This is a genomic window from Nakamurella sp. (assembly GCF_048594475.1).
Classification (GTDB): Bacteria; Actinomycetota; Actinomycetes; order Mycobacteriales; family Nakamurellaceae; genus Nakamurella.
Genome location: NZ_JBMDXT010000078.1, coordinates 1 through 19,160, shown reverse-complemented (window position 1 = coordinate 19,160; position 19,160 = coordinate 1). Strand labels below are relative to the sequence as shown.

Annotated in this window: 20 protein-coding genes; 15 read left to right on the top strand and 5 right to left on the bottom strand. The window is 73.7% G+C overall.

The features are described from left to right. Nucleotides 1-1,168, top strand: a 1,168-nt coding sequence (locus ACOJUF_RS03820) for an AAA family ATPase (protein ID WP_420120539.1), incomplete at its 5' end; no start/stop codon positions are given. Here the strand turns inward: ACOJUF_RS03820 and ACOJUF_RS03815 are convergent. Beyond that, entirely contained in the window at nucleotides 1,081-1,815 is a 735-nt protein-coding gene (locus ACOJUF_RS03815) for a hypothetical protein (protein ID WP_420120538.1), read from the bottom strand. The two genes, ACOJUF_RS03820 and ACOJUF_RS03815, sit on opposite strands and share 88 nt — an antisense overlap. 89 nt (nucleotides 1,816-1,904) lie before the next feature. Here ACOJUF_RS03815 and ACOJUF_RS03810 point away from each other — a divergent pair, with 89 nt between their 5' ends. From ACOJUF_RS03810 to tsaE, 7 genes are all read left to right on the top strand, one after another. Next, nucleotides 1,905-2,669: a DUF5995 family protein gene (locus ACOJUF_RS03810; RefSeq protein WP_420120537.1), complete on the top strand. Its 765-nt coding sequence runs from the start codon at nucleotides 1,905-1,907 to the stop codon at nucleotides 2,667-2,669. 130 nt (nucleotides 2,670-2,799) lie between these two features. Continuing rightward, a complete protein-coding gene (gene glmS / locus ACOJUF_RS03805; protein ID WP_420120536.1) occupies nucleotides 2,800-4,659 on the top strand; it encodes a glutamine--fructose-6-phosphate transaminase (isomerizing) in 1,860 nt (619 codons plus the stop codon). After that, a complete protein-coding gene (locus tag ACOJUF_RS03800; RefSeq protein WP_420120535.1) occupies nucleotides 4,660-5,130 on the top strand; it encodes a holo-ACP synthase in 471 nt (156 codons plus the stop codon). After that, entirely contained in the window at nucleotides 5,127-6,587 is a 1,461-nt protein-coding gene (locus ACOJUF_RS03795; RefSeq protein ID WP_420120534.1) for an NAD(P)H-hydrate dehydratase, read from the top strand. Before ACOJUF_RS03800 ends, ACOJUF_RS03795 begins: the two co-directional genes overlap by 4 nt. A gap of 98 nt (nucleotides 6,588-6,685) precedes the next feature. Next, the gene (alr, locus tag ACOJUF_RS03790) at nucleotides 6,686-7,852 is read left to right on the top strand and encodes an alanine racemase (protein WP_420120533.1); all 1,167 of its coding nucleotides are present in this window, start codon (nucleotides 6,686-6,688) and stop codon (nucleotides 7,850-7,852) included. A gap of 13 nt (nucleotides 7,853-7,865) precedes the next feature. Continuing rightward, on the top strand, nucleotides 7,866-9,041 hold the full coding sequence (locus ACOJUF_RS03785) for an alpha/beta fold hydrolase (protein ID WP_420120532.1): 1,176 nt from the start codon (nucleotides 7,866-7,868) through the stop codon (nucleotides 9,039-9,041). Beyond that, entirely contained in the window at nucleotides 9,038-9,496 is a 459-nt protein-coding gene (tsaE, locus tag ACOJUF_RS03780; protein ID WP_420120531.1) for a tRNA (adenosine(37)-N6)-threonylcarbamoyltransferase complex ATPase subunit type 1 TsaE, read from the top strand. Before ACOJUF_RS03785 ends, tsaE begins: the two co-directional genes overlap by 4 nt. 18 nt (nucleotides 9,497-9,514) lie before the next feature. On the opposite strand, the gene ACOJUF_RS03775 is transcribed toward tsaE, so the two are convergent. Both ACOJUF_RS03775 and ACOJUF_RS03770 read right to left on the bottom strand, forming a co-directional pair. Then, nucleotides 9,515-10,339, bottom strand: coding sequence for a sulfite exporter TauE/SafE family protein (locus tag ACOJUF_RS03775; protein ID WP_420120530.1), 825 nt, complete (start codon nucleotides 10,337-10,339; stop codon nucleotides 9,515-9,517). 34 nt (nucleotides 10,340-10,373) lie between these two features. After that, nucleotides 10,374-11,825 carry an MBL fold metallo-hydrolase gene (locus tag ACOJUF_RS03770; protein WP_420120529.1) on the bottom strand — a complete coding sequence of 484 codons (1,452 nt, stop codon included), beginning with the start codon at nucleotides 11,823-11,825 and terminating at the stop codon, nucleotides 10,374-10,376. Nucleotides 11,826-12,018: 193 nt separating this feature from the next. Between ACOJUF_RS03770 and trxA the strand changes: the two genes are divergently transcribed. The 4 genes from trxA (at nucleotide 12,019) to ACOJUF_RS03750 (ending at nucleotide 14,400) form a co-directional block, all read left to right on the top strand. Continuing rightward, complete coding sequence (gene trxA / locus ACOJUF_RS03765) at nucleotides 12,019-12,390, top strand: thioredoxin (protein ID WP_420120528.1); 372 nt, start codon at nucleotides 12,019-12,021, stop codon at nucleotides 12,388-12,390. Further along, nucleotides 12,387-12,821, top strand: a complete 435-nt coding sequence (locus ACOJUF_RS03760; protein WP_420120527.1) for a DUF302 domain-containing protein — start codon at nucleotides 12,387-12,389, stop codon at nucleotides 12,819-12,821. The genes trxA and ACOJUF_RS03760 overlap by 4 nt, the downstream gene beginning before the upstream one ends. 50 nt (nucleotides 12,822-12,871) lie before the next feature. Then, nucleotides 12,872-13,138, top strand: coding sequence for a metal-sensitive transcriptional regulator (locus ACOJUF_RS03755; protein WP_420120526.1), 267 nt, complete (start codon nucleotides 12,872-12,874; stop codon nucleotides 13,136-13,138). 605 nt (nucleotides 13,139-13,743) lie between these two features. Next, nucleotides 13,744-14,400 carry a DUF2202 domain-containing protein gene (locus tag ACOJUF_RS03750; RefSeq protein WP_420120525.1) on the top strand — a complete coding sequence of 219 codons (657 nt, stop codon included), beginning with the start codon at nucleotides 13,744-13,746 and terminating at the stop codon, nucleotides 14,398-14,400. A gap of 58 nt (nucleotides 14,401-14,458) precedes the next feature. Here ACOJUF_RS03750 and ACOJUF_RS03745 read toward each other — a convergent pair whose 3' ends face one another. Both ACOJUF_RS03745 and ACOJUF_RS03740 read right to left on the bottom strand, forming a co-directional pair. Then, on the bottom strand, nucleotides 14,459-15,580 hold the full coding sequence (locus tag ACOJUF_RS03745; protein WP_420120524.1) for a sensor histidine kinase: 1,122 nt from the start codon (nucleotides 15,578-15,580) through the stop codon (nucleotides 14,459-14,461). 2 nt (nucleotides 15,581-15,582) lie between these two features. After that, complete coding sequence (locus ACOJUF_RS03740) at nucleotides 15,583-16,272, bottom strand: response regulator (protein ID WP_420120523.1); 690 nt, start codon at nucleotides 16,270-16,272, stop codon at nucleotides 15,583-15,585. Nucleotides 16,273-16,589: 317 nt separating this feature from the next. On the opposite strand from ACOJUF_RS03740, the gene ACOJUF_RS03735 reads away from it, so the two are divergent. The 3 genes from ACOJUF_RS03735 (at nucleotide 16,590) to ACOJUF_RS03725 (ending at nucleotide 18,830) form a co-directional block, all read left to right on the top strand. Next, on the top strand, nucleotides 16,590-16,895 hold the full coding sequence (locus ACOJUF_RS03735; protein WP_420120522.1) for a hypothetical protein: 306 nt from the start codon (nucleotides 16,590-16,592) through the stop codon (nucleotides 16,893-16,895). A 146-nt stretch (nucleotides 16,896-17,041) separates the two neighbouring features. Further along, a complete protein-coding gene (locus ACOJUF_RS03730) occupies nucleotides 17,042-17,800 on the top strand; it encodes a response regulator transcription factor (protein ID WP_420120521.1) in 759 nt (252 codons plus the stop codon). A 4-nt stretch (nucleotides 17,801-17,804) separates the two neighbouring features. Beyond that, nucleotides 17,805-18,830, top strand: a complete 1,026-nt coding sequence (locus ACOJUF_RS03725) for a sensor histidine kinase (protein WP_420120520.1) — start codon at nucleotides 17,805-17,807, stop codon at nucleotides 18,828-18,830. Nucleotides 18,831-19,160 lie beyond the last annotated feature (330 nt).

The following is a 19,160-nucleotide window of genomic DNA, read 5'->3' as shown; positions in this document are numbered from 1 at the left end:
GCGGGACGGGAGGAGCGCCCGCACCACCGCCTCGGGGGGGTGGACGCTGCCCCGCGGGCCGGACGGCGCCGCGCGTATGGCCAAGGCGGCGCTCGGGCTGACCGCGTTCGTGGCCGAGAACGCGTTCGCCCGGGCCATGGTCGACGACGGGCGGCTGACCGACGACGACATCGGGCTGGTGCAGGAGGAGAAGCGTCAGATCGTCGCCAAGTCCGGCGTGCTGGAGGTCGTGGCGTCGTCGGTGCGGCTGGCGGACATCGGCGGCCTGGAGAACCTCAAGACCTGGCTGCGCAAGCGCAACGGGGCGTGGCTGGACGAGGCCGCCGCGTACGGCCTGCCGGCGCCCAAGGGCGTCCTGGTCACCGGGGTGCCGGGCTGCGGCAAGTCGCTGACGGCCAAGGCCATGGCCTCGGCGTGGTCGCTGCCGCTGGTCCGGCTCGACATCGGCCGGGTGTTCGGCGGCCTGGTCGGCGCGTCCGAGCAGAACATGCGCACCGCGCTGCGCACGGCCGAGGCGATCGCGCCGTGCGTCATGTGGATCGACGAGATCGAGAAGGGCTTCGCCGCCGGCGCGTCGGGGCAGGGCGACAGCGGCACATCGGCCCGCGTCTTCGGCACGTTCCTGAGCTGGATGCAGGAGAAGACGGCGGCCGTGTTCGTCATCGCCACGGCCAACCAGATCGCGCTGCTGCCGCCGGAGATGATGCGCAAGGGCCGGTTCGACGAGATCTTCTTCATCGACCTGCCCACCGACGCCGAGCGCCGGGTCATCTTCTCGCTGCACCTGGCGGCCCGGCTCAAGGCCGGACCCGCCCTCGGGTCGCTCAGCGTGGACGACGCGCTGCTGGACCGGCTGGTCGGGGCGACCGAGGGCTTCTCCGGGGCCGAGATCGAGCAGGTCGTCATCGCATCCTGCTTCGACGCGTTCAACGAGCGCCGGGCCCTGACCCCGGACGATCTGCTGCACGAGATCGGCAACACGGTGCCCCTGTCGGTCACCCAGTCCGAGCAGATCGACGCGTTGCGGGCCTGGGCCGACGTCCGGGCCGTGGCCGCGTCCGCGCCGGAGGACCGGGAGGGCTACACCGTCCCCGAGCCCGCCACGGCGCTGCTCGGCGTCCCGCCGGAGTCGGTGCTGGCCCGGGGTGGGCGGCCGGTGGAGGCCTGACCCGGTCCGCTCGGGAGGTCCGGCCCGCACCGGTCCGCCCGGTCCGGGCGGCGATCGACCGCGTCGCGCAGCGCGCTGAACGAGGCGACCAGCAGCCGGCGTTCGCGGGCCAGCAGCGGATCGTCCGTCGCGCACCCGGCGGCGACCCAGCGATCCGAGGCGTCCATCGCCGCCACCCGCAGCGCTGCGGCCGGCCGGACCACGGAGTCGGGCAGACCGTAGACGTAGGCGTAGAGCGCGCAGAGCGCGTCCACGAGTTCTCTCTCGGTCCCGCCGGCGTCGTGCTGGTGCTCCCGATGTACTCGCCACCACTGCACTTCCAGGGCCGCGGCCCGGACCGGATCGAATCCGCTCCACCCGGACCGGACGACCAGGCGATAGAAGCGACCCATCGCCGCCCGCGCCCCGTCCGGGTCGTTGTCGGGGAAGGGTGCCCACAGCTGGTTGGCCCGCAGCACCCACCAGGCTCCGAGCACCGTCCGGGGCCAGGGCATGCCGAAACCGGCTCGCACCATCGTCACCGCCGACCGCAGGAACGGCACCCACTCCCGGCGGTAGTACGCGGCCCAGGCGGCGCACTCGGCCCGACCGACGGCGACCGGGTCGAACGTCAACGGGCCGGGCCGGGATGCGGGGGCAATGGTCATCTGAAACCTCCGGGTTCCGTTTTGCCGCAATTGTCACCGATGATTCGGAATGGGCCGATCCGGGGATGGGTCGATTCCGAAGAAGGGGCATGACCATGACCATCGAGCCCGCCGACGCCGATGCGGCCGGCCCGTCCACCCGCCCCATCGCCGTCGTCCTGGACCGCCTGCAGCGGGCGCTGGACGCCATCCCGCCCGACCGTTCCCACTGGCGGCACTTCGGCGGGACCTACCTGCGGACCACCCGCGCCGTCGGCGAGACCGTCGACCGGGCCGGATTCGAGGACCCGGACTGGGTGGAGCGCTGGGACGTCGCGTTCGCCGATCTGTACCTCAAGGCGGTGACCGACCCGGCGCACGCCTCCCGCCCGTGGCGGCTCGCCCTCGCCGCACCCGCCGATCTGCCGCCGCTGCGGCACGTGCTGCTGGGCATCAATGCGCACGTCAACGACGACCTGCCGCGGGCCCTGCTGGCCGTGATCGACGACGACGATGTCGCCGATCCGGTCCTCATGGCCCGGCGGCGGCGCGATCACGAACGGATCGACGGTGTTCTGGCGGCCCGGGTCGGATCGGAGGACGGCGAGTTCGTGGACCGGACCGCCCTGGACCGCGTGCTCGGTCCGCTGAACCGGCGCGCCGGCCGGCGGTTCCTCGCCGAGGCGCGGGCCAAGGTCTGGCACAACACCCAGCAGCTGCAGCTCGCCCGGCTCGCCGGGCCGGACGCCTACCGCCGCCGGCTCGGCGAACTGGAGGTGCTGTCCGCGGCCAAGGTCGCCGACCTGCTCGCCCCCGGCCAGGTGGTGCTGCGGCTGGCGGTGGCCGGCTTCGGGGTGACCCTGCCTCCGCCGTGAGGTCGGGACGGCGCGCCGGGACGGCGACGGGAGTGACCGGCCGCACCCGGAAGAGGGGTCGCGGTTGCCTGGGTGTGACAACCTTCGCGCCTCACCGGAGGGTCCCCGGCCAGCCATTACCCTGGTCAGAATGTGCGGAATCGTCGGCTACACCGGTCCCCGTCAGGCGCTCCCGCTGGTCCTGGAGGGACTGCGCAGGCTGGAGTACCGCGGCTACGACTCCGCGGGCGTCGTGGTGCTCGACGATGCCGGCGACCTGCATGTCGCGAAGAAGGCCGGCCGGATCGGCAATCTGGACGCCTACATCGACTCCGGCGAGGTGGCGCTGGCCGGCCAGACCGGGATGGGGCACACCCGGTGGGCCACTCACGGCGGCCCGACCGACCGCAACGCCCACCCGCACACCGACATGCGCCAGCGGGTCGCGGTCATCCACAACGGCATCATCGAGAACTTCGGCCCGCTGCGGACCGAGCTGGAGGCCTCGGGCGTCGAGTTCAGCAGCGACACCGACACCGAGGTGGTCGCCCACCTGCTCGCCCGCACCATGGCCGACGGCCCGACCGCCGGGGACCTGCCGGCCAGCATGGCCGCCGTCTGCCGCGGCCTGGAGGGTGCGTTCACGCTGGTCGCGCTGCATGTGGACGCGCCGGAGACCCTGGTCGCCGCCCGCCGCAACTCCCCGCTGGTGGTCGGCATCGGCGAGGGCGAGATGTTCGTCGCCAGCGACGTCGCCGCGTTCATCGAGCACACCCGGCACGCCGTCGAGCTGGGCCAGGACCAGCTCGTGGTGATCACCCCCGCCGGGTACGAGGTCACCTCGTTCACCGGCGGCGAGGCCGACTTCAAGGAGTTCCACGTCGACTGGGACCTCTCGGCGGCGGAGAAGGGCGGCTTCCCGTTCTTCATGGACAAGGAGATCGAGGAGCAACCGGCCGCCGTCGCGCAGACGCTGCTCGGTCACTTCGACGGGTCCGGCATCGTCCTGGACGAGCTGCGGCTGTCCGAGGACGACCTGCGCACGATCGACAAGGTCTTCGTCGTCGCCTGCGGCACCGCCTACCACTCCGGGCTGGTCGCCAAGTACGCCATCGAGCACTGGTGCCGGATCCCGGTCGAGGTCGAGGTGGCGTCCGAGTTCCGGTACCGCGACCCGGTCCTGGACCGCCAGACCCTGGTCGTCGCGGTCAGCCAGTCCGGGGAGACCGCCGACACGCTCGAGGCCGTCCGGCACGCCCGCCGGCAGAAGGCCCGGGTGCTGGCCGTCTGCAACACCTACGGCTCGCAGATCCCGCGCGAGTCCGACGCGGTCGTCTACATCCACGCCGGGCCCGAGATCGGCGTCGCCTCGACCAAGGCCTTCCTGGGCATGCTGACCGCGAACTACCTGGTCGGCCTGGCCCTCGCGCAGGCCCGCGGCACCAAGTACCGCGACGAGATCGGCCGCGAGTACGAGGAACTGACCAAGATCCCGGACGCCATCGCGACCACGCTGACCCTGATGGACCCGGTGCGCAAGCTCGCCCAGGAGATCGCCACGTCCAAGGCGATCCTGTTCCTGGGCCGGCACGTCGGCTACCCGGTCGCGCTCGAGGGCGCGCTCAAGCTCAAGGAACTGGCGTACATGCACGCCGAGGGCTTCGCCGCCGGCGAGCTCAAGCACGGCCCGATCGCGCTGATCGAGGAGGGCCTGCCGGTCGTCATCGTCACCCCGTCCCCGGTGACCGACCCGTTGCTGCATTCCAAGCTGCTGTCCAACATCCGGGAGATCCAGGCCCGCGGGGCGCGGACCATCGTGATCGCCGAGGAGGGCGACGAGACCGTCGCGCCGTTCGCCGACTTCCTGGTCGAGCTGCCCCGGGTGCCCAACCTGTACCAGCCGCTGATCACCACGGTGCCGCTGCAGATCCTGGCCGCCGAGATCGCCCGGGCCAAGGGCTTCGACCTGGACAAGCCCCGGAACCTGGCCAAGTCGGTCACCGTCGAGTAGGTGTTCCCCCAGGTCCCGGCCGGCGGCGCCGTCGTCGCCGTCGGCATCGACGTGGTGGCGGTCGACCGGTTCGCGGCCGCCCTGGAGCGCACCCCCTCGCTCGGGCGGCGCCTGTTCAACCCGGACGAGATGGTCTCGGCGACCGGCCACCCCCGGGGGCCGGCGTCGCTGGCCGCGCGGTTCGCCGTCAAGGAGGCGGTGGCCAAGGCGCTGGGTGTGCCGTCGGGCATGGACTGGCACGACTGCCGGGTGGTCACCCAGACCGGGGGCCGGCCCGTCCTGCAGGTCAGCCGGACGGTGGCCGACGCGGCCGCCGCCGTCGGCATCGCCGACTGGCGGATCTCCATCTCGCACGATGCCGGGATCGCCGCGGCGGTCGTGCTGGCCCTGGGCCCGGCCCGCCCCGCCGCCGGAACCCCGACCGGCCCGGACGGGACCGGACGGGAGAATGGCACCGTGATGACACCGTGATCGAGGCCTACACCGTCGAGCAGATCCGGGCCGTCGAGGCCATCGCCCTGGAGCGGGACGGCGATGCCACGTTGATGCGCCGGGCGTCCTTCGCGGTGGCCGCCGAGGTCGCCCAGCGGGTTCCGTTCCCGCACCCCGGCCGGCGCGTGGTGCTGCTCGTCGGGGCCGGCAACAACGGTGGTGACGCGCTGTATGCCGGCGCGTTCCTGCGCCGGCGGGGGATGGCGGTCACCGCGGCCCTGCTCAAGCCGTCCGGGTCGCACCCGGGCGGGCTGGCCGCCCTGCGCCGGGCCGGCGGCCGGATCCTGGCCCACGACGACCCGGCCGTCGGGGCCGCGATCCGGGGCGCGGACGTCATCGTCGACGGGATCGTGGGTATCGGCGCCGTCCCGCCCCTGCGACCGGCCGCCGTCGAGCTCATCGGGCAGGCCAACGCGACCGACGCGCTCCGGGTCGCGGTCGACCTGCCCAGCGGCGTCGAGCCGGACACCGGACGGGTCCGCGGCGTCGCCTTCCTGGCCGACGTGACGGTCACCTTCGGCGGGATCAAGGTCGGCCTGCTGATCGCCGACGAGCAGGCCGGCACCATCGTCTCGGTGCCCATCGGCATGGACATGTCCGGCCGGCCGGCCGAGGTGATCGCGATGACCGACGGCACGCTGGGCCGGATGCTGCCGCCGCCGGCGCCGGGCGCCGCCAAGTACTCAGGCGGCCTGGTCGGCATCGTCGCCGGCTCACCGGGCTACCCGGGGGCCGCGGTGCTCTGCGCCGGTGGCGCCGTCCGCACCCGGCCCGGGATGGTCCGGTACGCCGGTCCGCAGGCCGGCCCGGTGGTCGCCCGGTGGCCGGAAGTGGTCGCCGTCGACTCACCGGCGGACGCCGGCAAGGTGCAGGCCTGGGTGATCGGGCCGGGCATGGGCACGGAGGGGCAGTCGATCACGCTGCTGCGCTGGGTGCTCGGCCAGGACGTCCCGGTCCTGGTCGACGCGGACGGGCTGACCGTCCTGGCCGGCCTGCCGTCGCTGCTGCAGACCCGGCGCCGGGCCGGCCAGCCGACCGTGCTGACCCCCCACGACCGCGAGTTCGCCCGGCTCTTCCCCGACATCGAACTGGACGACCGGCTCGCCGCGGTCCGCCGCGCCGCCTGGGTCAGCGGCGCGACCGTGCTGCTCAAGGGGCACCGGACGTTGATCGCCGACCCCGGCGGCCAGGCCGCGGTCAACCTGTCCGGCTCGTCCTGGCTGGCCTCGGCCGGCACCGGGGACGTGCTCTCCGGAGTCGTCGGCTCCCTGCTCGCGGCCGGGCTCCCGCCGCTGCTGGCGGCCGCCGCCGGGGCGTTCCTGCACGGGCGGGCCGGCCAGCGGGCGCAGCGGCGCGGCCTGTTCGGCGCCCACGCGCTGTGGGACCACCTGCAGGTCACCGAGCCCGCGAGCGACCCGGACGGACCCGGCGGCTGACCGGCCGGTCACCCGGTGTGGACCCACTGTGTGACCGGACACGAAGCGACACCGCCGATAGGACCGCCTCCGGTCGGCAAACGTGATTCCCTTGAAGGATGAGCAGCAGCACCGCCACGATCCCGACGGGCCGGTCCGCCGGCACGCGGGTCGAGGCCGTGGTCGACCTGGCCGCGGTCGGGGCCAACCTGCGGGTGCTGCTGGACCTGATGCGGGCGTCGAACCCGGCCGGTGAGCTGATGGCGGTGGTCAAGGCGGACGCCTACGGCCACGGGGCCGTCCCGGTCGCGCGGGCCGCGCTGGCCGCCGGCGTCACCCGGCTGGGCGTCGCGACGCCCGGCGAGGCGGTGGCGCTGCGGGCGGCCGGCATCACCGCGCCCGTCCTGGCCTGGCTGTGGCCGCCGGACGAGCCGATCGGCGAGGCGCTGGCCCGTGACGTCGAGCTGGGCGTGTCCGGCCGGCCGCAGCTCGACGCCGTGCTCGCGCAGGCCGGCGGCCGGGTGCCGGCCGTCCACGTCAAGGTCGACACCGGCTTGGGCCGGAGCGGCGTCGGCCCCCTGGACGTGCCCGCGGTGCTCGACGCGGTGGCCGCGGCCGAACGGGCCGGCCGGATCCGGGTGACCGGTCTGATGAGCCACCTGGCCAGCGCGGACGTGCCGGGGGACCCGTCGGTCGCCGAGCAGGTCGAACGCTTCCGCGCGGTGATCGCGGCCGCCGCGGCCCGGGGGATCGACCCCCCGGTGCGACACCTGGCCAACACGGCCGGCCTCGTCGACCATCCGGACAGCCGGTTCGACCTGGCCCGCGTCGGCATCGGCGGCTACGGGCTCAACCCGGTGGCCACCCCGGTGCCCCTGCGACCGGCGATGACCCTGCGGGCCACGGTCGCGCTGACCAAGCGCGTGCCGGCCGGCCAGGGCGTCTCCTACGGCCTGACCTACCGCACCGCGACCGAGACGACCCTCGCGCTCATCCCGTTGGGGTACGCGGACGGGATCCCGCGGGCCGCGAGCAACCGGGGCGAGATCCTGGTCGCCGGCCGGCGGCGGCGGATCGCGGGCCGGGTGGCCATGGACCAGGTCGTCGTCGACTGCGGCGACGACCGGGTGACCGCCGGGGACCCGGCCATCGTCTTCGGCCCGGGCGACGACGGCGAACCGACCGCGCGGGACTGGGCCGGGTACTGCGACACCATCGACTACGAGATCGTCACCCGGATCGGGCCGAGGGTGCCCCGACGCCACGTCGGAGGGACCCCGTCATGAGAACGGTCGGGCCATGAGCACCGTCGGCCGCATCCTGGGCACCGCCGGGATCGTCACCGGGGTGGTGGGCGCCGCCGCGTTCGGCGGCGTCACCGCGCAGCGGATGGCCGTGCGCAAGTACCAGGCCGCGCAGGCCGCGCTGCTCACCGAACCGGGCGCCGACCCCGGTTTCGAGGCGCTGCCGTCCGACCGGACCTACTCGGTGGACAGCTGGGACGGGGTGGCGCTGCACGTCGAGGAGATCGGCCCGCTGGACGCGCCGCTCACCGTGATCTTCGCGCACGGGTGGACGCTGCGGCTGGGCTCCTGGCACTACCAGCGGCTCGGCCTGGCCGGCCCGGGGTTCGGCGCGCCGCCGCCGGCCGATGCGGCCCGCCCGGCCCGCCGCCGGGCGGCTCCGCCGGCGGCCCGGCTGGTGTTCTACGACCACCGCTCGCACGGCAAGTCGACGCGGGCCCCCGAGGGTCACTCGACGATGGACTACCTCGCCTCGGACCTGCGCAGCGTCATCGACACCGCGGCCCCGACCGGTCCGGTCGTGCTGATCGGCCACTCGATGGGCGGGATGGCGATCTTCACCCTGGCCGCGCAGGACCCGGACCTGTTCGCCGAGCGGATCGCCGGCGTCGGCCTGGTCTGCACGGGCGCGACCTATCTCAAGCCGTCCGAGTTGAGCAAGCTGCTGATCGTCGGCGGCAACCCGCTGGTCCGGGTGATCAAGGAGGTCGGCTCCCGGTACCCGGCGATCTTCGAGCGGGGCCGGTCCAGCAACCGGGACGCCGTCTGGATGCTGACCCGCAGCCTCGGCTTCTCCCGCAAGGACGTCTCCGGGGCGCTGGTCGACTACCTCGACGAGATGGTCTCGGCGACGCCGGTCGAGGTGATCGCCGAATTCCTGCCCACCTTGTTCGCGCACGACCAGACCGCGGCCGTGCCCGCCCTGGCCGGCATCCCGACGATGATCGTGGCCGGCGACCAGGACCGGATGACGCCGCTCGACCGGTCGGAGCGGATCGCCGAGGTGCTGCCCGAGGCCGAGATCGTGGTCGCGCAGGGGTCCGGGCACATGACGATGATGGAGGATCCGGAGTTGACCAACGACGCGTTGCGCCGGCTGCTGCAGCGGGCCGCCGACGGGGTGAACGCACCGCGCGGCCGCTCGGCCCGCTGGTCCCGGGCCGGCCGATGATCACCCTGGACACCCCGGCCGACACCCATGCGCTGGGGGTCGCGCTGGGCGGCCGGCTCCGGGCGGGCGACCTGGTCATCCTGACCGGAGCGCTGGGGGCCGGGAAGACGGCGTTGACCAAGGGCATCGCGGAGGGCATGGGCGTCACCGGCCTGGTCGCGTCGCCGACGTTCGTGCTGGCCCGGGTGCACCGGCCGGCCGGCGCGGCCGGCACCACCCTGGTGCACGTGGACGCCTACCGGCTCGGCGGCGCGCTGGAGCTCGACGACCTGGATCTGGACACCGACCTGACCGCGGCCGCCGTGGTCATCGAGTGGGGCGAGGGCGTCGCCGAGCAGCTGTCCGACGATCGGCTGACCGTCGAGCTGACCCGGCTGCCCGACGACCGCCGGACGGCCGTGCTGACCGGTGTCGGGTCGGGCTGGGAACGGCGATTGCGAGATCTGTTCGACTGACCGGGCGATGCGCGCCGATCAGCCGAGCAGGACGGGGATGCTGCGTGCCGCGGTGTACAGGCCGACGGCGATGACCAGCCCGGCGAACGTGACCTGCAGCACCCGGGGGCGCGCCCGGGTGGCGATGCGCGCGCCGAGCAGGCTACCCACCACCGCGGCTCCGGTGAACAGTCCGATGACGGTCCAGTCGACGTCGATGCCGCTGCCGGCACGGGCGAGCAGCGAGGTGGCGCTGTTCATCGCGATGATCAGCAGGGACGTGCCGACGGCGACCGGCATCGGGAAGTCCAGGGCCAGCACCAGCGCCGGCACGACGAGAAAGCCGCCGCCCACGCCGAAGAATCCGGTCATCAGACCGACCACGACGGCGGCCACGACGACCTTGGCGGCCCGGGGGCAGGCGCAGACGAACCGCGGCCGGAAGGAGATGATCGGCACGTCGAACGGCACCTGCTCGTCGGCGGCCGGGCCGCCGCTGTGGGCGGGCACCCGGCGGCGCGTCAGCATGAGCGCGGCCACCACGAGCATCAGCACGGAGAACCCGGCGAGCAGCACGTCCGCGGGGACCGCGAGCGACCACCGGGTGCCCAGGACGGCCCCGGCCGCCCCGAGCAGCCCGAAGACGATGCCCTGCCCCACCCGGACATGGCCGTCGCGCCGGTGGGCCACCATCCCGACGACGGCCGTGATCCCGACGATGATCAGTGACCCGGTCGTCGCGGCCCTGGTGTCCATCCCCATCAGGTAGACCAGGGCCGGCACGGTGAGAATCGATCCACCGCCGCCCAGCGCGCCCAGACTGAGTCCGATCAGCGCGCCGACGGCGACGGCGATGATCAGCATGGCCGCGGTCCGGACCGTCGGGCCGGGGCGCGCATCAGGCGCCGGACCCGGGTGTGCTGCCGTCCCCGTCCGGTCCGGCGTCGATGACGGGCAGGCCGGCCGCCGCGGCGTTGGCGTAGTCGTCGTCCACCGCGACGACCCGGTGCCCGTTGGCCAGCAGGATCGACGTGGCGACGGAGGCCCGGTAGCCGGCCGCGCAGTGCACCCACAGCTCTCCGGCGGGGACCTCGTCGATGCGACGCAGCAGCTCGTGCAGCGGGATGTGGATCGTCCCGTCGATGCGTGACCCGGCGCGCTCGAGGGTGCGGCGCACGTCGAGCACGGTGACCGGCCGGTGGTGCCGGACATGGGCCAGATCGGCGAAGGTGGCCCGTTCGACGGTGCGCAGCGGCTGGTCGGTCCACTGGTGCGGCCCGCCGGTGGCCGCGGCTGCGGGACGGTCGATGCCGATCCGGACCAGCTCGCGCTGGGCCAGGGCCACCTGGTCGGCGGTCTCGCCGAGCAGGGTCACCGGGGTACCCCACGGGATCAGCCACCCCAGATACGTGGCGAACGACCCGTCGAGCCCGAAGTTCAGCGTGCCGGGAGCATGCCCGGCGGCGAAGGCCGTGCGGTCGCGCAGATCGACCAGCCATTCGCCGTTCTCGAGTCGGCGACGCAGTTCCGCGGCGTCGGCGAGTTGCGGCGGGCTCAGGTCCGGCGCCGCCGGGCCGGCGGAGTTGGCCGGGCCCATCTGCGCGTAGTAGGCCGGGTAGGCATCCAGACCGGCGAGAAGATCGGCGACGTAGTGCTGTTCGTCCTGGGTGAGCACCGGGTTGGAGCGCTTCTCGGCGCCGATGGTGGAGGCGGCGGCCTCGGACTGGGTCGCGGAGCAGAAGCTGCCGAATCCGTGCGTGGGCATGACCTTCGCGTGGTCGGGCAGCTCCGCGGCCAGCCGCTGCGCCGACGCGTACTGGTGACGGACCAGATCGTGCGTGTGGTCCGGTCCCAGCAGATCCGGCCGGCCGGTCGAACCGAACAGCAGTGATCCCCCGGAGAACACCGCCGTCCGGCGGCCGTGCTCCTCCAGCACGTAGGACAGGTGGGTGTAGGTGTGGCCCGGCGTGGACATGACCCGTATCCGCAGGGCCGGGCTGACGTCGATCACGTCGCCGTCGCCGACCGGGGTGCGCTCGTACCTGACCGGGTCGGCGGCGTTCACGTGGTAGGCCGCCCCGGTGGCCCGGGCCAGCGCCAGCCCGCCGGTGACATAGTCGTTGTGGATGTGGGTTTCGAAGACGTGGGTGATCCGGACCCCGGCGGCGCGGGCCGGCTCGAGCACCCGGTCGATGTCGCGCTGCGGATCGATCACCAGGGCGACGCGTCCGTCGTGGACCAGATAGCTGCGGTCGCCCAGCGTCGGGGTATCGATCGGCACGATGGTGACGTCGGGGCCCGTCGTCGGCTCTGCGGCGACCGGCGGTGTCGTGACATCAGTGACGGACATGATCCTCGCTTCCGGTTCTGGATACCCGGTGGGGTATCTGTCGGAGCCAACGATACCCCCGCCGCCGCTCTTCCCGGGTGTGTTGTCGGATACCCCACCCGGCATGCTGAACCGGACCCGGAATGATCCGACGGGTACGCTGGTTGATACCCCCGAGGGTATCGTTCACATTCACGAGAGATGGGATCCGACTGTGGCCACCACCACGCTGACCGAGAGCACGTTCGAGGAGGCGGTGTCCGGCGACGGCATCGTCCTGGTGGACTTCTGGGCCGCCTGGTGCGGGCCGTGCCAGATGTTCGCCCCGGTGTTCGAGGCGGCCGCCGCCGCGCACCCGGACATCGTGTTCGGCAAGGTCGACACCGAGGCGCAGCGGAATCTGGCGGCCGCGGCCGGAATCCGGTCCATCCCCACGCTGATGGCGTTCCGGGACGGCATCCTGGTCTTCTCCCAGCCGGGTGCGCTGCCGGCGCCGTCGCTCGAACAGCTCATCGGGGCCGTCCGGGCGCTGGACATGGACGACGTGCGCGCCCAGGTGGCCGCGGCGTCGGCGGCATCGGCATGACCGCGCCGCACGGGTCGGACCGGACCCTCGACCCGATCGCCGTCACGATCGATCGGCCGTTCGACCAGGTCCTCGGCGCCACTCGGGACGCGTTGGCCGCTCAGGGGTTCGGCGTGCTGACCGAGATCGACATGCAGGCGACCCTGAAGGCGAAGATCGGGGCGGACATTGCGCCCCAGGTGATCCTCGGGGCCTGCCGGCCCCCGCTGGCCCATGCCGCGCTGCAGATCGAGCCGTCGATCGGGCTCCTGCTGCCCTGCAACGTCGTGGTGCGTAGCGTGGACGGCGACCGGACCCGGGTCGAGGCGATCGATCCAGCGATCATGGTCGGCGTGACCGGAAACCCCGACCTGCAGGCGGTGGCCACCGAGGCTCGCACCCGGCTGACCGACGCCCTGCGATCGCTGGAGCCGGCGCCGCCGGCGACATGAGCACCGACCGCACCACCAGCAGGCCCACCCCGACATCGGAGGAACCCACCATGGTCGAGATCGCCCCGGAGTCGCTGACCGCCGTGGTCAACCGGCTACGCCGCGCCCAGGGCCAGATCGGCGGTGTGCTGCGGATGATCGAGGAGGGTCGCGACTGCCAGGAGATCGTCACCCAGCTCGCCGCGGTCAGCAAGGCCGTCGACCGGGCCGGGTTCGCCGTCATCGCCGCCGGCCTCAAACAGTGCCTGGTCGAGTCCGACGGTCAGGACACCCTGGACACCAAGACGATGGAGAAACTGTTCCTGTCGATGGCCTGACGTCCCGTTCGCCGTCCGCCGGGCCGGGATGGCCCGCGACCGCACCGGCCGCCCGGTCCGGCACCCGGACCGCCGGCCCGGAAGGGCCGGTCGGGAACGGTCAGAACGGGACGCCGGCGCGGTGCGCCGCGCGGACGACGGCCGCCCACCGGGCCGGCCGGTGGCGCCGGCCGGCCGCCGGGTCCTCGACCGGGGCGGGCGCGGCGGGGGAAAGCGGTTCGGCTGAGGTCGGTCGCGGACGATCGGTCATCGTGTCTGTCCTGGCGGTGCGTGGGCCGGCGGGTGGGTTCGAGGTCGGAACGACTCGCCGTGCGGGCCGAATCGTCCGGTCAGTGGCCCGAACAGTGCCGGTCGTCGACCGAGAGCAGCGTGACCGCCAGCAGGCACACCCGGAACGGGGGCCGCGCGGGACGCTGCGGGGTCGGCATGCCATCAGTGCACCACATCGCCCGGAGCGAGGCCAACGGCCGCTGCTCGGCGCCGCTCGCGGGCGGTCCGGCGCACCTTCACGCAGGCTTCATCGCCGCCGTGGGCCTGGCTTCACCGGAGCGCCGTTGACTGGTGTCGTTCCCGCAAACGGGGCGACGAAGGAAAGGTGGCGGACGATGAGGAGCATCGGAAAGGCCGCGGTGGCCGGCGGTCTGGCCGTCCTGCTGGGCGCCGGACTGGTGGGAACCGCGCTGGCGGCGCCGGCGGCGCCGGAGAACGCCACCGCGGCGGTGGCGGCGGTCGCGCAGGACGGGACGCTGGCCACCGACCTGGCCTTCAGCCGGGACGAGGAGCGAATGGCCAGGGACCTGTACACGCTGTTCGGGCAGACCTACGACGCCCCGGTGTTCGACCGGATCGCGGCCAGCGAGCAGCAGCACTTCGACGCGGTCGGGACCCTGATGGCCCGCTACGACGTGGCCGACCCGGCCGCCGGACAGCCGGCCGGCACCTATGCCACGGTGCAGGTGCAGGCGCTGTACGACCGGTGGAAGGCGCAGGGGCTGGAATCCCTGGACGCCGCGCTCGCCGTCGGTGTCGCCCTCGAGCAGGCCGACATCGCCGACCTGCAGGACATGGTCGCCAGGACGACGCAACCGGATGTCCGCCAGGTGCTGACCCGCCTGCTGACCGCATCGCAGCACCATCTCGCGGCGTTCACCGATGGCGGCGGCGCGTGTGCGGGCGCGGGGATGAGCGCCCGGAACGGAATCGCGGAGGACGGCGACGGTCCGATGGGGACCGGCCACCGACGGGCCGGGCGTGCGGGCTGACCGGGTCCCGACCGGGTCCTGACCGACCCCGGTCCGCCGGCCGGCCCGGCGGACGTCGTCAGCCAGGCGGCCGGCGGGCCGACTCCGCTCGATGACCGGCCCGGGCCGGCACGGTCAGGGTGAAACGGGCGCCGTGTCCCGGCCCGGCCGACGATGCGGTGAGATCGCCCCCGTGGCCGCGCGCGATGCCGCGGGCGATGGTCAGGCCGATGCCCGACCCGGCCGAGCGCCGAGGTGCCCCCGGCACCCGGTAGAAGCGCTCGAAGACCCGATCGAGGTCCGGTCCGGACAGGCCCACGCCGGTGTCGACGACGTCGACCTGGCCGCCTTGTCCGGTCGGCCGAGCGGTGATGGTGACGGAGCCGCCGGCGGCGGTGGCGAGCAGGGCGTTGCCGAGCAGGTTGGTCAGCACCTGGACGATGCGGTCGGGATCGACGCGGACCGGCACGGTCCGATCGGCGTGCACCACGAGCGCGACCTGCGCATCGTCGAACTGCGGGGCCAGGCGCGCGGCGGCCCGCCGGGCGAGTGCGGCCAGATCCGCGTCGACCGGCTGCAGCGCCGGGCCCTGTTCCTCGGCACGGGACAGGCTGGCCAGATCGTCGGCCAGCCGGTGCAGCCGGTGCAGCTCGTCGCTCAGCGATCCGAGGACCTCCGGGTCGGGGGCGAAGACACCGTCGATCAGTCCTTCGACGTAGCCGTCGAGGGTGGTCAGCGGGGTGCGGAGCTCGTGGGCGACGTCCCCGAGCAGCCGGGTGCGCCGGGTCTCGGTGGCGGCCAGCGCGGCCCCCAGGGTGTTCACGTCGGCCGCGAGCGCGGCCAGTTCGGGCTCGACGGGCACGGGCACGCTGACCTGGTAGTCGCCCGCCGCGATCTGCCGGGTGGCGGCCCGGACCGCGTCGAGCGGGCGCACCAGCCGGCGGGTGACGAACCAGGCCAGGACGACGGCGGCCACGACGCTGGCCGCCACACCTACCGCCAGGGCGGTGGTCAGGGCGGAGCGGAACGCGTCCCGCAGGCCGGTGGGCCCCGCGCCCGGGGACCGCCCGCCCCCGGCCATCATCCCGACCTGGTGCTCGAACAGGGCCGGGGCGACCAGCCACACGGTCAGGTAGGCGACGATCGCGCCGGTCACCGCGACCGCCGCCGCGGACAGGAACAGCCGCAGGGGCAGGCCCATCCTCATCGCGGGCCGCCGATGAATTTGTAGCCGACCCCGCGGACGGTGGCGATGAGCGCAGGATCGGCGGCCGGGTCGCCCAGCCGGGCCCGCAGGCCGCGAATGTGGACGTCGACCACCCGCTCGTCCCCGTAGAAGTCGTATCCCCAGACCTTCTCCAGCAGTTGCGCCCGGGAGAACACCCGCCCCGGCGCGGCGGCCAGGGCCGCCAGCAGGTCGAATTCCAGGGTGGACAGCGCGACCGGCACGTCGTTCACCCGAACCTCCCGGCCGGGCAGGTCGATGGTCAGTGCCGGAAACCGCAGCACCGGATCCGGCCGGGCCGGGCCGACCCGATCGCGGCGCAGCACGGCCTTGACCCGGGCGGTGACCTCCCGCGGGCTGAACGGCTTGGTGACGTAGTCGTCCGCGCCCACCCCCAGCCCGACGAGCGTGTCCACCTCCTCGGTCCGGGCCGTGAGCAGGATGACGTAGACGTCACTGAAGGTCCGCACCTGCCGCAGCACCTCCAGCCCGTCGATGCCGGGCAGCATGATGTCCAGCAGGACCAGATCCGGCCGTTCGCGACGGATCTCGGCCAGGGCAGCCGCTCCGTCGGCGGCTTCGACGACGGTGAATCCGCCGGCCTGCAGGAACCCGCGCAGCACGGTCCGGATGGGTGGCTCGTCGTCGACGACCAGCACCTTGCGCATGGCAACTCCTCCATCAGCGGCTCGACGGGCCGGACCGGTCGGCGGCGTCCCGCACGATGAGTGGCCGGCTCATCCGGCCGGCGACCGACGGGCTCCGGTCGTCGCCGGTCGATCCCTCGATACCCCCATGGGTATAGAATACGCTCGGTCGGCCCCTCCGGGGTGCGTGCGGCGATGTGCCTGCCCCGGCCGCACCACCCCGGGGTGGATGCACGCGTCGTCGTCGGGGCCACCCGGCGTTCCTGACGGCATGCTGGTCCGGGACACCGTGATCCGGGGGATGACGGTGAGCGTGCCGATCACGAAAGGCCCCGACGATGCCAGCGACCCTGCAGGTGACGCACCGAACCATCGGCGCCGAGGTCCGGCGCCACCCCTACGACGTCCTGGTCGACGGCACGGTGGCCGGCGTCGTGACGATGAACGAGACGATCGATCTTGCGGTGGCGCCCGGGCGGCACACCGTGCAGGTGCGCAGCGGTCGGAACTCCAGCGGGGTGCAGGCGTTCGAGATCGCCGACGGCGGCGTGGTCCGCTTTCGCTGCGGCGGCAAGAGCATCCTGCCGAAATTCCTGCTGTCGTTCGTCATCCCGAGCTGGGCGTTGACCCTGCGCCGCGAGTGACCCGCCGGGCGGCCGGCCCGGCCCGCCCTCGGCCGGGCCGCTTCGGCCGACCCGGTGACCCCTTACGGTTCGGAGTCGTCGCGGGCCGCCGCTGGCGCCCCGCGGCCCGGTGGTCCTACCGTCAGGTCGACGGGAAGGGGTGAGACGTGGCCGCAGCGTCCAGGGTGCTGGTCGTGGACGACGACGACACGGTCCGCGAGGTGCTGCGGCGGTATCTGACCCGGGACGGCCACGACGTGCTGGAGGCGGCCGACGGGCCGACCGGACTGAGCCTGGTCCGGTCGAGCCGGCCCGACCTGGTCGTGCTCGACCTGATGCTGCCGGGCCTGGACGGCCTGCAGGTGACCCGGGAGATCCGCCGGACCTCGACCGTGCCGGTGATCATGCTGACCGCGCTGGGCCAGGAGTCGGACCGCGTCGTCGGGCTCGAGTACGGCGCCGACGACTACGTGGTCAAACCGTTCAGTCCCCGGGAGCTGGCCCTGCGGGTCGGCCGGGTGCTCGACCGCAGCCGCGGTGCCGCGATCGCCGGCGTGGGCGGGTCGGCCGAGGCGAGCAGCGCCGACGGCGAGCTGTGGGTGAGCCCGACCGCCCGAACCGCCCGGCGCGGCGGCGTCGAGCTGACCCTGACCAGCCGGGAGTTCGACCTGCTGCACTTCCTGCTGACCCATCCCGGGCAGGTGTTCAGCCGGATGGAGCTGATGGAGCAGGTCTGGGGCTGGTCCTTCGGCGACCAGTCCACGGTGACCGTGCACGTGCGGCGGCTGCGGGAGAAGGTCGAGCCCGATCCGGCCCGGCCGACCCGGATCGTCACCGTGTGGGGCGTCGGCTACCGCCTCGACGGTGATCTTCGCGGCCCGGCCGAGGCCGCGGCCGGGCCGGCCAGCGGGCCCGGTCCGGGATGACGCGGTGCTGACCGACCTGCTGCACATCCTGCCGTGGGCGCTGCTCGCCGCGCTGGCCACCGGGGCGGTCGAGATCGGCGTGCTCTCGCTGCTGCGGCACCGTTCGGCCACGGCCAACATCGCCGCGCTGGTCAGCATCCCGATCCTGGCCGTGCTGATCTTCGTGGTCAGCATCAGCGGCTTCATGTACACCCCGATGCTGGCGTTCGCGGCGACGGCCTGCGCGTTAATCGCCGTGGTGGTGATCCCGGTGGCCGTGTACCTGGGGCGCCGGATCGCGGTCGGCGCGATGGAGGCCGAGAAGCAGCGGGCCGCCGAACGGGCCGCCGAGGCGTCCCGGCGGCAGCTGGTCGCCTGGGTCAGCCACGACCTGCGCACGCCGTTGGCCGGGATCCGCGCCATGAGCGAGGCGCTGGAGGACTCGGTGGTGGTCGACCCGGTGGAGGTCACCGACTACGCCCGGCGGATCAGTGCCGAGACCGCCCGGCTGTCCACGATGGTCGACGACCTGTTCGAGCTGTCGCGGATCAACGCCGGCGCCCTCCGGCTGACCCTTGGCCCCGTCTCGACCGAGGAACTCGTCGCCCAGGCCATGGAGGCGGCCGCCCCGGCCGCCGGGCAGCGCGGCGTGCACCTGGCCGCGTCCGCCGACCCGGGCTGGCCGGTGGTGAACGGCTCGGACCACGAGCTGATCCGGGTGCTGCGGAACCTGCTGGTCAACGCGATCCGGCACACTCCGTCGGACGGGACCGTCGAGGTGGTCGCCGGGCAGGCCGGCGACCAGGCGTGGCTGGCCGTCCAGGACGCCTGCGGCGGCATCGACCCGGACGACCTGCCCCGGGTGTTCGACGTCGCCTTCCGCGGGGGAGCGGCCCGGTCCCCGGAGAAGGGCTCCGCGGCCGGCGGGGCGGGTCTGGGCCTGGCCATCGCCCGCGGCCTGGTCGAGGCCCACGGCGGCCGGATCGACGTGCACAACGAGGGCCCGGGCTGCCGCTTCGAGGTGCGGCTGCCGCTCGCCGCGGCCGCCTGACCGCCGGGCCATCCGGTCGTCGGCCTGCCGGGTTCGGCCCTTTCGGAGGGAATCGGGCCGGCCGGCAACGGCACGTCGATCCCCGGACGGGGGCGGATTCAGTCCGGCGAGCGCGACGACCAGGGCCACCGCGATGACCGACACTCCCGCGGCCCGCTGCAGCAGCCCCGGCGGCAGGGACAGCTGGTCGAGGCCGAACAGCCCGGGAATCCGGTTCAGGATCAGCGCCGTGCTGAGCACCCCGCTGATCCCGGCGGTGATCGGCAGCGCCCGCCCCGTCCAGGGCCCGGAGATCGACGTCCGCGACCGCCACCAGACCGCCATCCCGAC